Source organism: Bosea beijingensis (assembly GCF_030758975.1).
GTDB classification, from domain to species: domain Bacteria; phylum Pseudomonadota; class Alphaproteobacteria; order Rhizobiales; family Beijerinckiaceae; genus Allobosea; species Allobosea beijingensis.
In genome coordinates, this window is record NZ_CP132359.1 from 4,661,522 (window position 1) to 4,681,152 (window position 19,631).

The window sequence follows — 19,631 nt, forward strand, 5'->3', positions numbered from 1 at the left end:
CGTGGATGGCCGGGACGAGCCCGACCATGACGAAAGCGGCCTGAATCAGAATCTCAATGGCCGCCCGCAAGCTACTCGGCTGACTCGCCTATTCCCCCAGCACGACCACCTTCGCGCCCTCGGCGACCTGCGCGCCCGGCTCTCCCGCGACCTCGCTGACCGTGCCGTCGCGCGGAGCGGTCAGCACATGCTCCATCTTCATCGCCTCGACGATGGCGAGGCGCTGGCCCTTGGTGACGGCCTCGCCCGGCGCGACGAAGAGCGCCACGAGCTTGCCATGCATCGGCGCCTTGACCACACCGCCCGAGCCTGCGGCCGCATCCAGATCGACGCCGAACGGATCGAACAGCGAGACCGCCGTCTGCCGGCCGCGATGCAGCGCGAACCATGTCCCGCCCTCGCCCTCGGCAAGAGCGATCTCATGCTCGCCCTCGCCGATCTCGTGACCGGGCAGGCTGACGCGCGCGTCCTCGCCATGCCATTCGATCCGGGCGTCGATGCGCTCTCCATCGACCGTCAGCGGCAACCCCAGCGGCTGGCGCGGCATCAGCGAGAAGGCGTCCGGGTCGAGCCAGGGCGAGCGCGCTTCGCCTTCCGTCCGGCCGGCCGCCGCGATCATGCCTGCCGCCTGCCGCTCCTCCTCGAGTTGCAAGGCGGCCGCCGCCACCGCCGCCGCATCGAGCGGCTGCGGCTCGGCGCCGAGCGCGCTTATATTGCGGTCGATGAAGCCGGTATCGAACGGCCCTTTCCGGAAGCCTTCCGCCTCGGTCAGCTTCTTCAGGAAGGCGAGATTGGTTCGGGGGCCGGCGACTACCGTCTCGCCAAGAGCCGCGCCCAGTCGGTCGAGCGCCGCATCCCTCGTAGGACCGTGGGCGATCACCTTGGCGATCATCGGGTCGTAGAACGGCGTCACCGTATCGCCGGCCTCGACGCCGGTATCGATGCGGATTCCCTCGCCCTCCGGGAATTGCAGCGCCCAGAGCTTCCCCGTCGAAGGCAGGAAGCCCTTTTCGGGGTCTTCGGCATAAAGCCGCGCCTCGACGGCATGGCCCGTGGCCGTCACATCGGCCTGCGTGAAGCCCAGCGGCTCGCCGGCCGCGACCTTCAATTGCAATTCGACGAGATCGAGCCCGGTGATCGCCTCGGTTACGGGATGCTCGACCTGGAGGCGGGTGTTCATTTCCATGAACCAGAAGCCATCGGCCTTCAGCCCGTCGCGCCCATCGGCGATGAACTCGACCGTACCGGCCCCGACATAGCCGACGGCCTTCGCGGCCTCGGTCGCGGCCTTGCCCATGGCGGCACGGACCTCGTCGCTCATGCCCGGCGCGGGAGCCTCCTCGATCACCTTCTGGTGGCGGCGCTGGAGCGAGCAGTCGCGCTCGTAGAGATGGACGACATTGCCATGGCTGTCGCCAAAGACCTGGATTTCGACATGGCGCGGCGAGAGCACGTATTTCTCGACCAACACACGGGCGTCACCAAAGGCGTTCTGCCCCTCGCGCTGGGCGCTGGTCAGCGCATCGTCGAAATCCTCGGGTCGGTCGACCTTCTTCATGCCCTTGCCGCCGCCGCCGGCGACCGCCTTGATCAGAACGGGGTAACCGATGCGCCGCGCTTCCGAGCGGAGGAAATCGGCGCCCTGCTCGGCGCCGTGATAGCCCGGCACCACCGGCACGCTCGCCTTCTCGACCAGCGCCTTGGCGGCATCCTTGAGACCCATGGCCCGGATGGCCGAAGCCGGCGGGCCGACGAAGACGATGCCGGCGGCCGCGCAGGCATCGGCGAATTCGGCATTCTCCGAGAGGAAGCCGTAGCCCGGGTGGATGCAGGCAGCGCCCGCCTCCTTGGCAACAGTGAGGATCTTGTTGGCGTCGAGATAGCTCTCGCGGGCCGGGGCCGGGCCAATGTGATAGGCTTCGTCAGCCATCTGCACGAACAGCGCCTCGGCATCGGCATCCGAATAGACGGCGATGGTGCGCAGGCCGAGCCGCTGCGCGGTGCGGATCACCCGGCAGGCGATCTCGCCGCGATTGGCGATCAGGATGGAGGGCAGCTTGGCGGCGATCGTCATGGCGGCGGCATCCTCAGGAGACGTGCCGCCTTTATAGCCCGCTCGTGGCGTCTGTCTGCGCCTTGTTGCGCAAACCGGATTGGGACGCTTCCGATTCCGCGCTCCTCCGCAAAGAGCGCCAGATCGCCCAGGTCGCCTGGAAGCAGATGCCGGCGACGACGACGTCGAACAGGTATTCCGGCCAGCGCACCGGCGCGACGCGGGCGGCGAGCCCGACCAGCGCGAAGCCCGTCGTCGAGATCGTGTCGTTGCGGCTCGACAGCCAGGTCGCCTTGATGACCGGGTTCTGCTCGCGCCGGAAGCGCCAGAGCGCGGCGACGACGAGGAAGGCGATGACGATGGCACTCGCTGCCGCGAAGCCGAGCGTCCAGATCTCGATCGGCCGCGGCCGGACGATCTTGTCCCAGAGATCGTAGAGCGTGTGCAGCCCGGCCATCGCCATGACGACACCGATCGCGACGGCGGCGAGCCGCTCGATCCGCGCGTCGCGGCCGAAGACGATCGCCGCGATACCATAGAGCGCGACGTCATAGACCCAATCGACGCCATCCTTGAAGAGCTGGGCATTGCCGATTGCGAGCGCCCAGACGACCGTCGCCACCGCCTGGATCAGGATGCCGAGCGCGATGCCCCAGATGGTGAGCGTATAGGCGCGAGCGACGGCGGGATTGGGGGTCGAGCTCCCCTCGCCGTCGTCTTGGTCGGGCTTGTCCCGACCATCTCCGTCTTGCGCCGCTGCGGCCACTCTCACCTCTGTCATCCCGGACAAGCCGCGTCAGCGGCGCCGATCCGGGATCCATGCCTGAGCCGTTCCGGAATGGAGCCCGGGTCTACGCGGAGTTTATCCTTGGGTCGACCAAAGGTCGAACCCGAGGGCTCCGCCCGGGATGACGGAAAGGGGAAGGCGANGCCGTTCCGGAATGGAGCCCGGGTCTACGCGGAGTTTATCCTTGGGTCGACCAAAGGTCGAACCCGAGGGCTCCGCCCGGGATGACGGAAAGGGGAAGGCGAACGGAAGGAAGCTCCTTACCCTCGCCCGACGAGCGGGGCCTTGGTCGCCATTACCGTGACGAACAGCACGTTCGCCTCGGGCGGCAGTCCGGCCATGTGCAGCACGGTCGTCGCGACATGCTCGACATCCATCACCGCCTCGACCTTGATCGAGCCGTCCGCCTGCGGCACGCCGGTCGTCATCTTGCGCGCCATCTCGGTCAGCGCATTGCCGATATCGACCTGGCCGACGGCGATGTCGTATTTGCGCCCGTCGAGAGCGGCGGTCTTGGTCAGGCCCGAGATCGCATGCTTGGTCGCGGTATAGGCGACGGAGTTCGGCCGCGGCGCATGGGCCGAGATCGAGCCGTTATTGATGATGCGCCCGCCCTGCGGTTGCTGGTCCTTCATCACCTTGAAGGCGGCCTGCGTGCAGAGAAACGGCCCGGTCAGGTTGGTATCGACCACCTTCTGCCAGTCCTCCAGCGAGAGGTCCTCCAGCAGCACGCCGCCCGGCGCGTTGACGCCGGCATTGTTGAAGAGCACGTCGACCCGCCCGAAGGCTTCCTTCGTCCTGGCGAAGAGGTTCTCGACCGAGGCCTTGTCGGTGACGTCGGTCGGCACCGCGAGCGCACGCCCCTTGTCGACGCCGGAGAGCTCGATCGTCTCCTCCAGCGCATCCGCACGGCGGCCGGCTAGCACGGTGCGATAGCCGTCCTTCAGGAAAGCGATGGCGACCGAGCGCCCAACGCCCGAGCCGGCGCCGGTGATGATCGCGACCTTGTTATGTCCCGCCATGCGTTTCCCCGTATTTCCCTAGACCTAAATCGTTTGAGATGGCGCCCGACCATAACGGGCGAAACCGCCCAGGGGAACCATGAGCGAGCCGGCGTTCCATGCGCTTGCCGCCCGCCCGCTCTGCCGTATCGTTGTAGTCGGGAGGATGACGCGATGACCAGCCTGAACCGCCGCCACCTGCTTGCGGCCGGCGCTGCCACGCTCGCCGGCCCGGCGCTCGCCCAGCAGCAGGGCCACGAGCATCACGGCCCGCAATACGAGCGCTTGAGCCAGCCCGGCCGGATCGAGAAGCCGCCGCTCGCGGCGACGCAGAACGTCTTCGATTCGCCGGCCCCGAAAGCCGCCACGCCCGGCCGCTGGAGCGCCAAGGCGCCGTTGCCGCTGCCGCGCTCGGAAATGGCCTGGGCGACGGCCTTCGAGGACCGGATGCATGTCGTCGGCGGCTATGGCGAGCAGCGCACCGACCGCCCGTATCACCATGTCTACGAAGGCAAGGCGGACAAATGGCATGACGGCGCGCCCCTGCCGCAGGGCGCCAACCATGTCGGCGTCGCCTTCCTTGACGGCAAGCTTTTCGCCATCGGCGGCTTTCTCGAGCAGAACCGCAAGCCGCATCCGCGCTGCTTCACCTATGATCCCAAAGCCGATCGCTGGGCCGAGATCGCGTCCCTGCCCCGCCCCGCCGGCTCGACCGCCGTGGTCGGCCTCGGCGGCTTGCTCCACGTCATCGGCGGCGCCATCGGCGAGACGACCGAGACCAAGCGTTCGATCGACTGGCATCTGGTCTACGATCCCAAGGCCGATCGCTGGAGCGAACGCACGCCCCTGCCGACCGCCCGTGACCACACCGGCACGCTCGCCATCGGCAACCTGATCCATGTCATCGGCGGGCGGGTCGATTCCTTCCACACCAACTCGAACCTGCACCATTCCTACGATCCGGCCGCCGACAAATGGATGATGCGGACACCGGCGCCGACAGGCCGCTCCGGCCATGGCGCCGTGCTCTATCGTGGCAAGGTCTTCGTGATGGGCGGCGAAGGCACCAATCGCGTCTTCGGCCAGATGGAGGCCTATGACCCGGCAACCGACGGCTGGGAGCAATATGCCCCGATGCTGACGCCCCGCCACGGGCTGGGCGCAGCACTGGTCGGCGACGCCGTCCATGTCGCAGGTGGTGGCCCGGTCATGGGCGGCGGCGTACAGAGCGCCGTGCACGAGGCGTTCTCGCTGGGATGAGTGGATAGGCGCCGGCGGCTTGTCGCAAGCTCGCACCGCAGCCCCGTGTTATCGTCGGGCCGCCAACGGAGATTTCGCCTTGCTTCGCTCCCTGCTGCTCGCGTTCGCCCTGCTGACGATAACCCCGGCCCTGCGCGCCCAAGAGCCGGCCGTCGAGCTCGCCGGCATCGGCCCGGCGCCGATCCGTCTCTCCACGCAATCCCTCGCGGCCCTGCCTGTCACGGAGCGCGACGTGACCTTCGAGACCTCGAAGGGGCCGGCGACGCGGCGCTACAAGGGCGTGCAGCTCTGGGATGTCCTGCAGGCGAACAAGGCGCTCGACGGCCTGAAACCCGTCGAGCAATTGAAGAAGACCTTCCTCGTCAGCGCGAAGGACGGCTACCAGGTCGCGTTCTCGATCGGCGAGATCCATCCCGATTTCGGCAACCTGCCCCTGATCCTCGTCTCTGCGGTGGACGGCAAGGCGCTCGACGGCGGCTGGCGCCTCGTCGCGCCCGGCGACAAGCGTGGAGCGCGGGCGGTCTACGAGGTCGTGAAGATCGAATTGCGCTGAGAGCGGGCGCGCGGCGCGTCTGTAATGTCTCTGTCACGGCGATCCGCTATCGGATCGCGTCCCTTTTTCAGATCGTACTGAACAAGGTGTTACCCGCACGCAGCGGCGATTAACGCCACTGTGGACTTGGCGCGGCGGTCACTTTGAATGGAAAAGGACAGGTGTTATCCCCACCGCCGAGTATGCGTATGCCTAGGGATTGGTGCATTCCATGAAAAGCGCCGTCGTCGTCGCTGCGAGCGTGGTCGTTCTGGAGATTTTTGCTCTGCGACCTGCCCATGCCGGCTTTCTTGACTTTCTGCTCGGCCCTCCCCCACGCACCGAGACGCCCTATGTTTCGACGCCGCTGGAGATGACCATCCGTCCCGGGCGGCCAGCCTCCAAGGCGCCGAAGAAGGCGCCGGTCGAGCGGCCGCCTGTCCTGGTCACGCCGATGGACCCGGTCAAGGACCCCAACTGGTTCTTGAGCGACCCGACCCTCCGCAAAGGGGATGTCGTGGTGCTGCCGGGCAAGGTCGTCGTCTTCAACGGCAACAGGGGCGAGCGACGCCGATCCGACTTCGAAGACCTCCTGAGAACCCAGCTCGTCTCGCTGAAGGAACGCAGCCGCATCCGGGCGTTCACCGACTATTTGAACGGTGCGGTCAGGGCATTCAAGGCCGGGCCGGCCACGGCCTTGCAGGTCGAACGCCCCGCCTCGCTGACCGCGCCGGGCGAAGTCCGCATCGTTTCAACGCTGAAGAACTGAGGCCGCCCGGGAAACGAGGCGTGGCTCGTCCCACGCCTCGGCCCGCCCCCTCACATTCGGAACACGCCGAATTTCGTCTCCGGCACCTCGGCATTGAGCGTCGCGGAGAAGGCCAGCGCCAGCACGCGGCGTGTCTCCGAGGGCAGGATGATGCCGTCATCCCAGAGCCGCGCCGTCGCAAAATAGGGCGAACCTTCTTCTTCATAACGGTTGCGGATCGGCGCCTTGAAGGCCTCCTCGTCGGCTGCCGCCCAGCTCTTGCCCTCGGCCTCGATATTGTCGCGGCGCACGGTCGCGAGCACGCTCGCCGCCTGCTCGCCGCCCATCACCGAAATCCGCGAATTCGGCCAGGTGAACAGGAAGCGCGGCGAATAGGCCCGCCCGCACATGCCGTAATTGCCGGCGCCGAAGGAGCCGCCGACCAGCACAGTGATCTTCGGTACTCGTGCCGAGGCCACCGCCGTGACCAGCTTGGCGCCGTCCTTGGCGATGCCGCGCGTCTCGACATCGCGCCCGACCATGAAGCCGGTGATATTCTGCAGAAAGAGCAGCGGAATGCGCCGCTGGCAGCAGAGCTCGATGAAATGCGCGCCCTTGACCGCGCTTTCCGAGAACAGGATGCCGTTATTGGCGATGATCCCGACCGGGATGCCGTGGATGCGGGCAAAGCCCGTCACCAGCGTCGTGCCGTAGAGCTTCTTGAACTCGTCGAACTCCGAGCCGTCGACGAGCCGTGCGATCACCTCGCGGATGTCGTACTGCTTCTTGAGGTCGGTCGGCACGACGGCTTCAAGCTCTGCGGGATCGTAGAGCGGCTCAACCGGCTCGGCGATGTCGATATCGGGGCGCTTCACGCTGTTGAGATTGCCGGCGATCCGCCGGGCGATGGCGAGCGCATGGGTATCGTCACCGGCATAATGGTCGGCGACGCCTGAGAGCCGCGCATGTACATCGGCGCCGCCCAAATCCTCGGCCGAAACGACTTCGCCGGTCGCGGCCTTCACCAGCGGCGGACCACCGAGGAAGATCGTGCCCTGCTTCCTGACGATCACCGTCTCGTCTGACATTGCCGGGACATAGGCGCCGCCGGCCGTGCAGGAGCCCATCACCACCGCGACCTGCGGGATGCCCTCGGCCGAAAGCGTCGCCTGGTTGTAGAAGATCCGGCCGAAATGCTCGCGGTCGGGGAAGACCTCGGTTTGGTGCGGCAGGTTCGCACCGCCGGAATCGACGAGGTAAATGCAGGGCAAGCGGTTCTCGCGCGCGATCTCCTGCGCCCGCAGATGCTTCTTCACCGTCATCGGATAATAGGTGCCGCCTTTGATCGTCGCATCGTTGCAGACGATCATGCACTCGCGGCCGGCGACGCGGCCGATGCCGGCGATCATGCCCGCGGCATGGACATCGCCCTCATACATGCCGAAGGCGGCGAGCGAGCCGATCTCGAGGAAGGCCGAGCCCGGATCGGTCAGGCGCAACACGCGCTCGCGCGGCAGAAGCTTGCCACGCGCCGTATGGCGCTCGCGGGACTTGGCATTGCCGCCGAGCGCGGCGGTGGCGCGATGCTGCTGAAGTTCATCGCGCAATCCGGCCCAGGCATCGGCATTGGCGCGCGTCTCGGCCGAATTCAGATCGACCTTGCTCTCGATGACAGGCACGGGCGCGCTCCTCGACGACAATCTCAGCCGAGTTTATGGCGCGCCGCGTCGAAAACGCCAACCGGCGCGGACGCACGGACGCGACCGTGCAAATCCGCGCCGCTGGATCGGCTCACTCCTGCATCTTGTTGATCGAGCCGGTCACGGAAGGCGCCGCCACGGCGCCGATCGCGCCACCGGCGATCGCCCCGATCGGTCCGCCGACGAGGGCGCCGGCGCCCGCGCCGGCCGCCGCACCGGCGATGCGCTGGTCGGTGGTGTTGCAGGCCGCGAGCAGCATGGCGAGGCTCCCTGCCAGAAAAACGCTTCGCATGGTCATCCCCATCTTCAACCCAACCCTGGTCGAAGATGGCGGCGCCATGGCTAACGGATGGTAAATCAGGCCTGAACGGTCGGGCCGAACACGCGCTCGAACGCCTCGCGCAGCACCGAATCGACCTCTGGCATCGTCACCGGCAACCCGAGATCGACCAGCGAGGTGACACCGTACTGGCTGACGCCGCAGGGCACGATGCCGTCGAAATGCGACAGGTCCGGCTCGACATTCAGCGAGATGCCGTGGAACGAGACCCAGCGCCGCACCCGGATGCCGATCGCGGCGATCTTGTCCTCGGTATCCACGCCCTTGGTTGGCCGACGCACCCAGACGCCGACGCGGTCCTCGCGCCGCTCGCCGCGGACATTGAAGTCGTCGAGCGCACCGATCAGCCAGCCTTCGAGCGCGGCAACGAAGCGGCGCAGGTCCGGCTGACGGCGCTTCAGGTCGAGCATGACATAGGCCACGCGCTGACCCGGGCCGTGATAGGTGAACTGCCCGCCCCGCCCCGAGCGGAATACCGGGAAGCGCTCGGGCGCGATCAGGTCCTCGTCGCGGGCCGAGGTGCCGGCGGTGTAGAGCGGCGGATGCTCGACCAGCCAGACGCGCTCGCGCGCCAGCCCGTCCGCAATCAGCCCGGCACGGGCCTCCATCTCGGCGACGGCTTCGTCATAGCCGACGAGCCCCTCTCTCACGACCCATTCGACCGGCTCCGCCAGCCCTTCCGGCAGGAAGGAGACGGCCAGTTCCTCGCGCATCTTCACCATGGCTTAACCATGTTCCGTTCAAAGTTTCCGGGCTGGTGACGTGACCGGCCCGCCCCGCGGAATGCCTCTTGCGCCCAAAACCGGCAGGCAGGCAAGTTTCGCTGGACGAATTCTGAAGTAGGGTCCCGGAGACAGAACTTGAAGGCCGATCTCGATCTCGTCCCGGTGGAACTCACGGTGGTGCTCGGCCAGACCGAAATGCCGATCTACAAGCTGCTGCGCTTGGGCCGCGGCGCCATCATCGAGCTGAACACCAGCGAGACCGACGAGGTCCAGATTCTCGCCAACAACCACCCCTTCGCCAAGGGAATCGTCGTCGTCAGCGGCGCGCGAATCTCGGTCGAGATCACCCAGATGCTCAAGCGGCCGACGATCTACACCCTGCAGGCCGTCGCCGAGGCCGCCTGAACCGGCCGATCTGGGGAAAAATCGCGCTTCTGCGTTTTTCCTTCGTGACGCTCTTGTGGCAGCGGATTCGATTTGCTAGATCGGCGCCGCTCCCTGGTTGCACCGCCCGCAACCGGAAACGAGCTGCGGTCGTGGCGGAATTGGTAGACGCACTACCTTGAGGTGGTAGCGGGGAGACCCGTGGAGGTTCGAGTCCTCTCGACCGCACCAAATTCGGATGAAAATCCAGCGAAAGGCGACCCATCGGGTCGCCTTTCGTGTTTCCGGGCGATGCCAGACGCTTGCACCCGAATCCTCACATCTTGCCGCAACCGCGTTTCGGCATCCCGGCTAAGCTCTGGAACGCTCCCGTCACCGATCTGGCTGACAGATGGCAGAACTTCGGTAACGTAAACCGGCCGTCAAGCATTCCCAGCAATTCTCCCTGACATGAACGCCCGCCGCATCCCTCGCTTCCGCGCCCTGCCGCTCCTGGCTGCCGCCGCATTCGTGGCCCTTGGCGGCTGCGTCGCGCTCGACAACTACCCGTCGAAGGGCGATGCCCGGCCGCATCCCGGCGTCGCGGCGGCCCGCAACTACCCGATCCAGGGCATCGACATCTCCCGCTGGCAGGGCGAGATCGACTGGAACGCCGTCAAGGCCGCCGGCACCCGCTTCGTCTACATGAAGGCGACCGAGGGCGGCGACCATGTCGACCCGAATTTCCAGCGCAACTGGGAAGGCGCGCGCCGCGCCGGTGTGCCACGCGGCGCCTACCACTTCGTCTTCTGGTGCCGCCCGGCCCTTGAGCAAGCGGTCTGGTTCAAGCAGCAGATTCCGAACGATCCCGACGCGCTGCCCCCGGTGCTGGACGTCGAGTGGAACGGCGAATCGCGGAAATGCCCGCAGAAGATCAACCGCGAGCTCGCCCGCGAGAAGATCAAGCTCATGCTGACCGAGCTCGAACAGCTCACCGGCAAGAAGCCGGTGATCTATACCGACATCACCTTCCACCGCGAGGTGCTCGAGGGGCAGTTCAACGACTACCCCTACTGGATCCGCTCGACCGCGGCCCTTCCGGAAACCCGCTACAGCAACCGTCCCTGGGCCTTCTGGCAGTTCACCACCACCGGCCGCGTGCCCGGCATCAAGGGCGATGTCGACCGCAACGCCTTCTTCGGCAGCGAAAGCCAGTTCGCGGGCTGGCTGCGCGGCGAGTACGATATCGGCACAAGGCGCTGGGAAAGCCGCAACTCGCCCGCACCGGTCCAGCAGGCACCGCTGCCTGCCCCGTCGGCGCCCATGCCACAGGCCCCGCAGGAGCCGAGCGACGTACCCGTCGCGCGCATCCCCGGCAGCGTGCCCGCCGCCGCCTCGACCATGCGGGCCATGGACAACCAGGTCGAACCCGTGGTCCTCGACTGAGCTTGCAGGCGAAATCGCGCCGGTTAACCAAGGCTGAAATTCATTGTTCGACTGCGCCGCAATTCTAACCGGCGCTTAACCACGCTGCCCGCATCTGGACCTCTGATGCGGGAGAGACACATGCCAGCGCGCAAGCTGACCACTCGACGGACAGGTTTCGGAGCCTTCGCCATTGCGGCGCTTTTGACGTGTTTCGTCGAGCCCGCGCAGGCACTCTATCCGAAGAAGGGCGACAGTGCCCCCCATGACGGCGTCCGCGACGCGCGGCGCAAGGCGATCCAGGGCATCGACGTCTCCCGCTGGCAGGGCGAGATCGATTGGGCTCGGGTCAAGGATGCCGGCACGCGCTTCGCCTTCATCAAGGCGACCGAGGGCGGCGACTATCTCGATCCGAATTTCCGCCGCAACTGGGCCGAAGCCAAGAAGAACGGCATCCCGCGCGGCGCTTATCATTTCGTCTGGTGGTGCCGTTCCGCCAAGGAGCAAGTGCGCTGGTTCAAGAAGAATATTCCGCGCGATCCCGACGCCTTGCCGCCAGTGCTCGATGTCGAATGGCAGAACGGCTCGCAATGCACCCGCAAGATCTCGAAAGAGCTGGCGCTGGCCAAGATCGACGAGATGCTGAAGGGCCTGCGCGAGCATACCGGCAAGAAGCCGATCATCTATACCGACATCAATTTCCATGAGGACGTGCTGGAGGGCGAGCTCAAGGATCACCCCTTCTGGCTGCGCTCCACCGCCGCGCCGCTGGCCAAGCGCTACGAGCGCGACCGCTGGGAGTTCTGGCAGTTCACCACGACCGGCCGCGTGCCGGGCATCACCGGTGATGTCGACCGCAACGCCTTCTTCGGCAGCGAGCGCGAGTTCGACGCCTGGCGCCAGGGCCGTTTCGATATCGGCACGCGCAAATGGCATGGTGGCGAGCCGAAGGTCGCGGTCCGGACGCCGCCGCCCACTCCAGCAGGCCTGCGCGCGCCCAAGGATGCCGGCGGCACCAGGCTGAAATTCGCCCCGCCCGGCCGGATTCCCAACGCCCGCACGGCCGATAACCGCCGCACCGATGTAACCGGCTCGATCGGGCGGGACTGAGCCACCTTTTGCCGGCTGTCATGCCGCCGTCACATCGGCGGCGCCCTTAGGCGCCGCGCCGCCGGAGAGGTCCGTGGCGACAGCGGAAGCCCGGCATGTTCAGCGATCTCCAGTCCCAATCCGGCATCATCTGGGCCTATCGCTTCGACGCTGACGGAGAGCCCGCGCGCATTCCGCGCGATGAGATGCCGGACCTCGTTCCCACCGAGGGTTTCGTCTGGCTGCATCTCGATCTCGTCCACACCCGGGCGCAGAGCTGGATCGCCGAGCAGGACCTGCCGGATGCGACGCAGGAAGCTTTCCTGTCGCATGAGCCCCACCAGCGGCTCGACCATTCCGCCAATCTCGCCTGGGGCGTCTCGCACGACCTGATCCGCGATATCGCCGACAAATCCGAGGATGTCGGCGCGCTCCGCTGGGTCATCGGCGAGAGCTTCCTGCTGACCGGGCGGCGCGAGGCCCTGCATTCGATCCGCATGACCGCCGAGGCGCTCGATCGCGGCGAGCCTGCCGCGAGCCCGGCCGGGCTTTTCGAGCAGATCATCGAATACATCATCGACGACGTCACCGATGCCGTGGTGCGCCTCGTCGACGAGACCGACAGCGTCGAGGACCATATCCTGCTCGACCGCCTGCATGACGGGCCGCAGCGCGTCGGCGTGGTCCGGCGCACGGCGGTGCGGCTGCATCGCCAGCTCAGCGGCCTGCATGTCCTGTTCCGCCGCTTCGCCGAGACGCAATCGGGCCGCAGCGCACCCGATGACGTCAAGGCGGCGGCGACGCGATTGCTTCAGCGCGTCGACGGCCTGCATCACGACGTCCAGTCGGTGCAGGACCGGGCGCGGCTCCTGCAGGACGAAATCGCCGCCCGCTCGGCCAGTCGCACCAATCGGCAGCTCTATGTGCTCTCGCTGCTGACGGCGCTGTTCCTGCCCGCGACCTTCATCACCGGCCTGTTCGGAATCAATGTGAAGGGCCTGCCCTGGGTGGAATCGGAGGCCGGCGCCGTCTTCGTGGCTCTGACCTGCATCGCCGCCGCCCTGCTGACTCTTGTCCTGCTCCGGCGCCGGGGCGTGATCGGAAGCTGAAGGCGCGGCGCCGACGCCAAGACGCGCCGGGCGCGGCTGCGCGCTGACGCTCCTGCCATGTCCGGCTATAACGGAGGCAAGGGAGCTCCGCTCCGAACGATCTGCCGGGAGGACACCATGCTCGCCAACGCGCCGCGCCCGTTCAATTTCGACCTCGGCGAGACCGCCGACGCGATCCGTGACACCGTCCATGCTTTCGCGCAGGAGAAGATCGCGCCGCGCGCCGAGGAGATCGACAAGACCAATCAGTTCCCGCGCGATCTTTGGCCGGAAATGGGCGCGCTCGGCCTGCACGGCATGACGGTCGAGGAGGAATATGGCGGCACCGGCCTCGGCTATCTCGAGCATTGCATCGCGGTCGAGGAGGTCTCGCGCGCCTCGGCCTCGGTCGGCCTCTCCTACGGCGCCCATTCGAATCTCTGCGTCAACCAGATCAGCCGCAACGGCAACGAGGCGCAGAAGCGGAAATACCTGCCGAAGCTGATCTCCGGCGAGCATGTCGGCGCGCTCGCCATGTCCGAGCCGGGCTCGGGCTCCGACGTCGTCTCGATGCGCACCCGCGCCGACAAGAAGGGCGACCGCTACGTCCTCAACGGCAACAAGATGTGGATCACCAACGGCCCGATCGCCGAGACATTGGTGGTCTACGCCAAGACCGATCCGGAAGCCGGCCCGCGTGGCATCACCGCCTTCCTGATCGAGAAGGGCATGAAGGGTTTCTCGACCCACCAGAAGCTCGACAAGCTCGGCATGCGCGGCTCCGATACCTGCGAGCTCGTCTTCCAGGATTGCGAAGTGCCGGAGGAGAACGTGCTCGGCACGGTCGGGCGCGGCGTCAACGTGCTGATGTCCGGCCTCGACTATGAGCGCGTCGTGCTGGCGGCCGGCCCGCTCGGCATCATGCAGGCGGCGCTCGACGTGGTCATGCCCTATGTCCATGAGCGAAAGCAGTTCGGCCAGTCGATCGGCGAATTCCAACTCGTCCAGGGCAAGGTCGCCGACATGTATGTCGCGATGAATTCCTGCCGCGCCTATGTCTATGCCGTCGCCAAGGCCTGCGACCGCGGCGAGACCACGCGCGAGGACGCCGCCGGCGCCATCCTGATCGCGGCGGAGAAGGCGACGCAGGTCGCGCTCGACGCGATCCAGCTTTTGGGCGGCAACGGCTATATCAACGACTACCCCACCGGTCGCCTGCTGCGCGACGCCAAGCTCTACGAGATCGGCGCCGGCACCAGCGAAATCCGGCGGATGCTGATCGGCCGGGAGCTGTTCAACAAGACGAAGTGAGGCTAGAGGGCGTCATGCCTCTCTACTTCGCTTACGGCCTCAACATGGACCCGGTCGGGATGGCGCAGCGCTGCCCGAAGGCGCAGCCGCTCGGTCCGGCGCGCCTGCCCCGGCACCGCTTCATCGTCACGCGCGACGGCTACGCTTCGGTGATCCGCGATCCGCGCGAGGAGGTCCATGGCGTGCTCTGGGACTGCTCGCTCAGCGACATGCGCGTCCTCGACAAATTCGAGGAACTGGCGAGCGGGCTCTACGTGAAGATCAATCAGCCGGTGATCGTACCGGGCGGCGCCAAACGCGCGCTGATCTATATCGGCCGCTCCGGCGATCCCGGGCGAGCAAGGCCGGGCTACATGGAAACCGTCATCGCCGGAGCGAAACATTTCGGCCTGCCAGAGGCTTACATCGCCGGCCTGAATCGGTTTCTGACCAAGCCTTCCCTCGACTTGAAGAGCTTGAATCAGGATGAGAGCGGCCCATTGCCGCCCGGCCCGGTAAAGGGTGTGAGGCCAAGAGCATTAGCGCCCAAATAGCCCGGCAACGAAAAAGGGCCGCTCGCGCGGCCCTTTCCTTGTTCGCGGAAGCCAGCGGCGATTATGCCGCCAGCCCCTTGGCCAGCTCGCTGACCTGCTTCTCGAACAGCGCGCGATAGGCGCCGTCCTTGCGGGTGAGCAGGGCCTCGTGCGGGCCTTCCTCGATCACCCGGCCGCGATCGAAGACCAGGATGCGGTCCATGGCCCGCACCGTCGAGAGACGATGCGCGATCACGATCGTGGTGCGGCCTTCCATCAGGCGCTCGATCGCTTGCTGGATCAGCGCTTCCGATTCCGAATCGAGGCTGGAAGTCGCCTCGTCCAGGATCAGGATCGGCGCATCGGCCAGGAAGGCGCGGGCCAGCGCGACGCGCTGGCGCTCGCCGCCCGAGAGCTTGATGCCGCGCTCGCCCACGAGCGTGGCGTAGCCCTTGGGCAGGCGCATGATGAACTCATGCGCGTTGGCGAGCTTCGCCGCCTGCTCGACCTGCGCCAGGCTCGCGCCCGGCCGGCCATAGGCGATGTTCTCCGCCAGCGAGCGGTGGAACAGCACCGGCTCCTGCTGCACGATCGCGATCTGCTGGCGCAAGGACGCCTGCGTGACATCGGCGATATCCTGCCCGTCGATCGCGATGCGGCCCGAAGTGACGTCGTAGAGCCGCTGCACCAGCTTGACGAAGGTCGTCTTGCCGGAGCCCGAGCGGCCGACGAGGCCGACCTTCTCGCCGCCACGGATGGCCAACGAGAAATCGCGATAGAGCGGGTCGGCATGGCCTCCATAGTGGAAGGTCACGTCCTCGAAGGCGATCTCGCCCGCCGTCACGCCCATGTCCACCGCGCCCTTCCGGTCCGGCACGCCATAGGGAAGGTCGTGCATCCAGACGAGTTCCTCCATGTCGTTGACCGAGCGCTGCAGGTTGTGGACGTGCTGGCCGACATCGCGCAGATAGCCATGCACCACCGCATAGGCCGTCAGCACGAAGGCGACATCGCCGGGCGAGGCCTGCCCGTTCGCCCAGAGCCAGATCACCAGGCCGATCACCGCCGCGCGCAGGAAGAGCAGCACGATGTTCTGGCCGGTGCCCGACCAGGTGCCGCGAATCCAGGCACGGCTCGTCCTGAGGCTCCACTTCGACACGACGATCGCGAGCCGCAGGTCCTCGCGCGCCTCGCCGCCATAGGCCTTCACCACCGGGTTGCAGGTGATGGCATCGGCCAACGCGCCGCCGAGCCGCGTGTCCCAGGCATTGCCCAGCCGCGCCGCCGGCGCGACGAAGCGCAGCGAGAGCGCCAGCGTCAGCCCGATATAGGCCACCGCGCCCAAGGCCACGACGAGCCCCATCGCCGGCCAGTGCCAGGCCAGCACCGCCGTCATGCCGAGCAGAATGACCAGCGACGGTAGCAGCGCGATCAGGATCGTGTCGGTCAGCAGGTCGAGCGCCCACATGCCGCGCGTGATCTTACGCACCGTCGAGCCCGCGAAATTATTCGCGTGCCAATCGGTCGAGAAGCGCTGCAGGCGTGCGAAAGCCTCCTGCGAGACGTCGCTCATCGTGCGCAGCGTCATCGTGGTCAGGCCGGCGAAGGCGAAATGCCGCCCGATCACCATGATGGCGGCGAGCACCATCATTGCACCGAGCGCCCAGAGCGCCGCTTCCGCGCCGCCGGCGCTGATACCACTCGACACCGCATCGACGAGGCGGCCGGCATAGACCGGCGTGAACAGCTCGGCGAGTGTCGCGGCTATGGTGACGCCGGCAACCCAGGCGACCTGCTTGGGCTGGCGCGCCCAATGCTTGAAAGTGAAGCCGAGAACGGCCCGGAACGGCTCCCGCCGCCCGGTTTGAGTATCGTGAGACATAGCGTCATTCGGCGCCGAGACGGCCGCCGACTCCGAAATCAGGCGAAGACGACGACGCGCGCCGGCTTCGGCAATGAAAGATAGAAGTTGGAAAAAGGCTCAGGAGGCTACCCGGAGGTGGGCCTCGTGCGAGACCGACCTAGTGCCGGGTTGGTCGCATGGGAGTGGCTGCGATGTTGATGAATTTCATTCAGCCCTCCCTTTCTTGAGTTGGAGCCAAGGCAAAGGAAGATGCCTGATGTTTAAGCAGCGCGCAAGCCTGCCTCTCATGCAATGGCTGCACGGAGCATCTTCGCCCAATTCAAGGCAGAGTTGTGCGCCGGCTTACCAGAACAGCGCCACGAGCCGCGCTGCGATCACCAGCAGGAAGGCCGCGATGATCGTGCCTAGCACCTGCTGGCGCTTGGCGTGATTGGGCCAGCGCCGTGCCAGCAGCCGGCCCAGCGGCTTGCGGAAGACGAAAGCCGCGACCAGCAGAACGATGACGTAATGGGACAAGGTCGGGCCTTAAGCCTTCTTGTCGGCGGGGGGAGTATCGACCGGCGCACCCGCCTTCTTCCAGGCGCCGAAGCCGCCGGCCACATGCGCGACCGGCTTCAGGCCCATCTCCTGCGCCGCCTGCGCGGCCAAGGCCGAGCGCCAGCCGCCGCCGCAGAAGAAGACGAAGCGCTTGTCCTGCTGGAAGACCGGCTTGGCATAGGGACTTTCCGGATCGATCCAGAATTCGAGCATGCCGCGCGGGCAGTGGAAGGCGCCGGGCATCTGCCCTTCCCGCTCCAGCTCGCGCGGGTCGCGCAGATCGACGAAGACCACCTCGTCGCTGCCATGGAGCGCCTGCGCCTGTTCGATCGACAAGGTCTCGATCCGGCTCTCGGCCTCCGCGACCAGCGCCTTGTAGCCCTTGGTGATGGTCTGCGGCACGATCATGCCCTCCCCGATTCCGGCCGCACCGTGGCGGCTCGCCAGCGCAGCGTCAATGCTGCCGCCTTGCCGCGACGGCGGATGGCGCAGAAGCTGCTTGCCTGAGCCACGGGCGAAATGGCAGAGCGGCGGCATGTTCGGCTTCAGCAATCTCGATCTGATCGCCCTGGCGTTCTTCACCCTGTCCTGGCTCGGCTACCATTATGTGGTCGAGATGGGTCCCTATGCCGTGCGCACCCTGAACATGCGGATGAACCTGCGTCGTGCGCGCTGGATCCGCGAATCGGCGGCACGCGAGGTCCGGATCGTCGATACCCAGGTCATGGGCGGCCTGCAGAACGGCACCGCCTTCTTCGCCTCGACCTCGCTGCTGGCGATCGGCGGCACGCTCGCTCTGCTCAACGCCACGGACCGCGCCGTCGCGATCTTCGGCGACCTGCCCTTCGTGCCGGTGACCCTGCGCTCCGTCTGGGAGCTGAAGATCATCGGGCTCGTCGCCATCTTCGGCTACGCCTTCTTCAAATTCGCCTGGAGCTACCGGCTGTTCAACTACTGCGTCATCCTGCTCGGCGCCCTCCCCCCGTTCGACAGCAAGGACGAGCGCGCGATGGCCCATGCCGTGCATGAGACGATCGAGATGAACATCGCCGCCGGCCGGCATTTCAACCGCGGCCAGCGTGCCTTCTTCTTCGCGCTCGCCTATCTCGGCTGGTTCCTCGGCCCGGTCAGCTTCATCGGCTTCACCGGTGCCGTGCTGGTCGCGATGTACCGGCGCCAGTTCGCCTCCGACGCGACGCGCGTCTTCAACCATCCGGGCCAATCATGAGCATCGAACCCGAGGCGATCGAGACCGCGATCCTAGACCTGCTGGCCCAGCGCGAGGCGGGCCTGACGATCTCGCCGATGGATGTCGCCCGCCGCCTCGGCGGCGATCATCCGGATGGCTGGGGTCCATTGATGCAGCCGGTTCGCCGCGCCGCCGTGAAGCTGATGAAGGAGGGCCGGCTCGTCATCACCCGCAAGGGCCGGCCGGTCGATCCCGACGACTTTCGCGGCGTCTATCGGCTCGTCCTGCCGGCAGCGGCCTGATTACGGCGCCGGGAAGAGCTCGTCCGTATAGCCGGCGAGCCGGTAGGCCACGAGCCCGACCCATTCCTTGAAACCGTTATCGGCGATTTCGAGCGCGCGTGGCGCCCGGCTATAGGGCCGGATGAAGTCGCTCGGGTCGCCGCTCGACCAGAAATCGACCGGGAAAGCCTCGACCGCGAACCCGGCCTTGCGGAAGACGCCGATCGAGCGCGGCATGTGCCAGGCCGAGGTCACCAGAAGCCAGCGCTCGCCGGGCTTGGGATCGACAAGCTTGCGCGTGAAGGCGGCGTTTTCGCGGGTATTGCGCGACTTGTCTTCCAGAATGAGCCGGGCGGGGTCGAGCCCCAGTCCTTCGAGCAGCAGCTTGGCGCCGTCCGCTTCCGTGACGGTCGTTTCCGAGATCAGGTTGGCCGCGCCACCGGTGAAGACGACCTTCGCCTGCGGATGCAATCGTGCCAGTTCCACCGCCTTGGTCATCCGCGTCGCCGAGGAATTCATCGCGACATCGCCGCGCGCCATGCCGATGGCGCCGCCGAGCACGACGATGCCGGTCACCGGTCCCTTGCTGGCATCCTGCTGCGGAAACCGATCCTCCAGCGGTCGCAGCACGATGCGCGGCAGCGGGCTGAAAGCCATCAGGCCAAGCGCGACGAGCGAGACCAGTCCGATCCAGCGCGCTGGCCGGGCGAAGCGCGTGAAAGCCAGCAACCCCGAAAGCCCCGCGAGCAGGATCGCGAAGTTCACCGGCGACAGGACGAACCAGACGACCTTGGACAGAACGAAGAACATCGGAATCCCGAACGGA

The 19,631-nt window shown here is 66.7% G+C and carries 20 protein-coding genes, 1 tRNA gene and 1 pseudogene; 12 read left to right on the forward strand and 10 right to left on the reverse strand.

What is annotated here, in order from left to right; genetic code table 11:
- Window positions 1-88 precede the first annotated feature (88 nt).
- The 3 genes from Q9235_RS22235 to Q9235_RS22245 all read right to left on the reverse strand — a co-directional run bounded on the left by Q9235_RS22235 (window position 89) and on the right by Q9235_RS22245 (window position 3,862).
- Window positions 89-2,074 carry an ATP-binding protein gene (locus Q9235_RS22235; protein ID WP_306223960.1) on the reverse strand — a complete coding sequence of 662 codons (1,986 nt, stop codon included), beginning with the start codon at window positions 2,072-2,074 and terminating at the stop codon, window positions 89-91.
- Between the two features lie 31 nt (window positions 2,075-2,105).
- Complete coding sequence (locus tag Q9235_RS22240; protein WP_306223961.1) at window positions 2,106-2,825, reverse strand: cation efflux transmembrane domain-containing protein; 720 nt, start codon at window positions 2,823-2,825, stop codon at window positions 2,106-2,108.
- Between the two features lie 275 nt (window positions 2,826-3,100).
- Window positions 3,101-3,862 (reverse strand): SDR family oxidoreductase, encoded by a 762-nt coding sequence (locus tag Q9235_RS22245; protein WP_306223962.1) that lies wholly within the window; start codon window positions 3,860-3,862, stop codon window positions 3,101-3,103.
- 153 nt (window positions 3,863-4,015) lie between these two features.
- Between Q9235_RS22245 and Q9235_RS22250 the strand changes: the two genes are divergently transcribed.
- The 3 genes from Q9235_RS22250 to Q9235_RS22260 all read left to right on the forward strand — a co-directional run bounded on the left by Q9235_RS22250 (window position 4,016) and on the right by Q9235_RS22260 (window position 6,402).
- Window positions 4,016-5,101: a Kelch repeat-containing protein gene (locus Q9235_RS22250; protein WP_306223963.1), complete on the forward strand. Its 1,086-nt coding sequence runs from the start codon at window positions 4,016-4,018 to the stop codon at window positions 5,099-5,101.
- A 79-nt stretch (window positions 5,102-5,180) separates the two neighbouring features.
- On the forward strand, window positions 5,181-5,654 hold the full coding sequence (locus Q9235_RS22255) for a hypothetical protein (RefSeq protein WP_306223964.1): 474 nt from the start codon (window positions 5,181-5,183) through the stop codon (window positions 5,652-5,654).
- A 241-nt stretch (window positions 5,655-5,895) separates the two neighbouring features.
- Window positions 5,896-6,402, forward strand: coding sequence for a hypothetical protein (locus Q9235_RS22260; RefSeq protein WP_306223965.1), 507 nt, complete (start codon window positions 5,896-5,898; stop codon window positions 6,400-6,402).
- Between the two features lie 50 nt (window positions 6,403-6,452).
- Here the strand turns inward: Q9235_RS22260 and Q9235_RS22265 are convergent, their stop codons facing one another.
- The 3 genes from Q9235_RS22265 to lipB all read right to left on the reverse strand — a co-directional run bounded on the left by Q9235_RS22265 (window position 6,453) and on the right by lipB (window position 9,143).
- Window positions 6,453-8,060 carry a carboxyl transferase domain-containing protein gene (locus tag Q9235_RS22265; RefSeq protein ID WP_306223966.1) on the reverse strand — a complete coding sequence of 536 codons (1,608 nt, stop codon included), beginning with the start codon at window positions 8,058-8,060 and terminating at the stop codon, window positions 6,453-6,455.
- 112 nt (window positions 8,061-8,172) lie between these two features.
- On the reverse strand, window positions 8,173-8,379 hold the full coding sequence (locus Q9235_RS22270; protein WP_306223967.1) for a hypothetical protein: 207 nt from the start codon (window positions 8,377-8,379) through the stop codon (window positions 8,173-8,175).
- A 59-nt stretch (window positions 8,380-8,438) separates the two neighbouring features.
- Window positions 8,439-9,143 carry a lipoyl(octanoyl) transferase LipB gene (lipB, locus tag Q9235_RS22275; protein WP_306223968.1) on the reverse strand — a complete coding sequence of 235 codons (705 nt, stop codon included), beginning with the start codon at window positions 9,141-9,143 and terminating at the stop codon, window positions 8,439-8,441.
- A 138-nt stretch (window positions 9,144-9,281) separates the two neighbouring features.
- Between lipB and Q9235_RS22280 the strand changes: the two genes are divergently transcribed.
- The 7 genes and pseudogenes from Q9235_RS22280 (at window position 9,282) to Q9235_RS22310 (ending at window position 14,955) form a co-directional block, all read left to right on the forward strand.
- Window positions 9,282-9,551: a FliM/FliN family flagellar motor switch protein gene (locus Q9235_RS22280; RefSeq protein ID WP_082617404.1), complete on the forward strand. Its 270-nt coding sequence runs from the start codon at window positions 9,282-9,284 to the stop codon at window positions 9,549-9,551.
- A 125-nt stretch (window positions 9,552-9,676) separates the two neighbouring features.
- A tRNA-Leu gene (locus Q9235_RS22285) sits at window positions 9,677-9,761 on the forward strand.
- A 219-nt stretch (window positions 9,762-9,980) separates the two neighbouring features.
- A pseudogene (locus Q9235_RS22290) lies at window positions 9,981-10,754 on the forward strand (glycoside hydrolase family 25 protein); the annotation flags it as partial.
- A 321-nt stretch (window positions 10,755-11,075) separates the two neighbouring features.
- Window positions 11,076-12,044 carry a glycoside hydrolase family 25 protein gene (locus Q9235_RS22295; RefSeq protein ID WP_306223971.1) on the forward strand — a complete coding sequence of 323 codons (969 nt, stop codon included), beginning with the start codon at window positions 11,076-11,078 and terminating at the stop codon, window positions 12,042-12,044.
- Between the two features lie 95 nt (window positions 12,045-12,139).
- Window positions 12,140-13,132 (forward strand): CorA family divalent cation transporter, encoded by a 993-nt coding sequence (locus Q9235_RS22300; RefSeq protein WP_306223972.1) that lies wholly within the window; start codon window positions 12,140-12,142, stop codon window positions 13,130-13,132.
- Window positions 13,133-13,249: 117 nt separating this feature from the next.
- Entirely contained in the window at window positions 13,250-14,422 is a 1,173-nt protein-coding gene (locus tag Q9235_RS22305; RefSeq protein ID WP_306223973.1) for an isovaleryl-CoA dehydrogenase, read from the forward strand.
- Window positions 14,423-14,436: 14 nt separating this feature from the next.
- Complete coding sequence (locus tag Q9235_RS22310) at window positions 14,437-14,955, forward strand: gamma-glutamylcyclotransferase family protein (protein ID WP_306223974.1); 519 nt, start codon at window positions 14,437-14,439, stop codon at window positions 14,953-14,955.
- A 61-nt stretch (window positions 14,956-15,016) separates the two neighbouring features.
- Here Q9235_RS22310 and Q9235_RS22315 read toward each other — a convergent pair whose 3' ends face one another.
- The 3 genes from Q9235_RS22315 to Q9235_RS22325 form a co-directional block, all read right to left on the reverse strand.
- Window positions 15,017-16,816 carry an ABC transporter ATP-binding protein gene (locus Q9235_RS22315; protein ID WP_306223975.1) on the reverse strand — a complete coding sequence of 600 codons (1,800 nt, stop codon included), beginning with the start codon at window positions 16,814-16,816 and terminating at the stop codon, window positions 15,017-15,019.
- Between the two features lie 324 nt (window positions 16,817-17,140).
- On the reverse strand, window positions 17,141-17,314 hold the full coding sequence (locus tag Q9235_RS22320; protein WP_291657084.1) for a hypothetical protein: 174 nt from the start codon (window positions 17,312-17,314) through the stop codon (window positions 17,141-17,143).
- 9 nt (window positions 17,315-17,323) lie between these two features.
- Window positions 17,324-17,737 (reverse strand): rhodanese-like domain-containing protein, encoded by a 414-nt coding sequence (locus Q9235_RS22325; RefSeq protein WP_306228405.1) that lies wholly within the window; start codon window positions 17,735-17,737, stop codon window positions 17,324-17,326.
- A gap of 133 nt (window positions 17,738-17,870) precedes the next feature.
- Here Q9235_RS22325 and Q9235_RS22330 point away from each other — a divergent pair, with 133 nt between their 5' ends.
- Together Q9235_RS22330 and Q9235_RS22335 are read left to right on the forward strand one after the other, a co-directional pair.
- A complete protein-coding gene (locus Q9235_RS22330; RefSeq protein WP_306223976.1) occupies window positions 17,871-18,563 on the forward strand; it encodes a DUF599 domain-containing protein in 693 nt (230 codons plus the stop codon).
- On the forward strand, window positions 18,560-18,826 hold the full coding sequence (locus tag Q9235_RS22335; protein WP_306223977.1) for a DUF3253 domain-containing protein: 267 nt from the start codon (window positions 18,560-18,562) through the stop codon (window positions 18,824-18,826). The genes Q9235_RS22330 and Q9235_RS22335 overlap by 4 nt, the downstream gene beginning before the upstream one ends.
- On the opposite strand, the gene Q9235_RS22340 is transcribed toward Q9235_RS22335, so the two are convergent.
- A complete protein-coding gene (locus Q9235_RS22340; RefSeq protein WP_306223978.1) occupies window positions 18,827-19,615 on the reverse strand; it encodes a YdcF family protein in 789 nt (262 codons plus the stop codon).
- Window positions 19,616-19,631 lie beyond the last annotated feature (16 nt).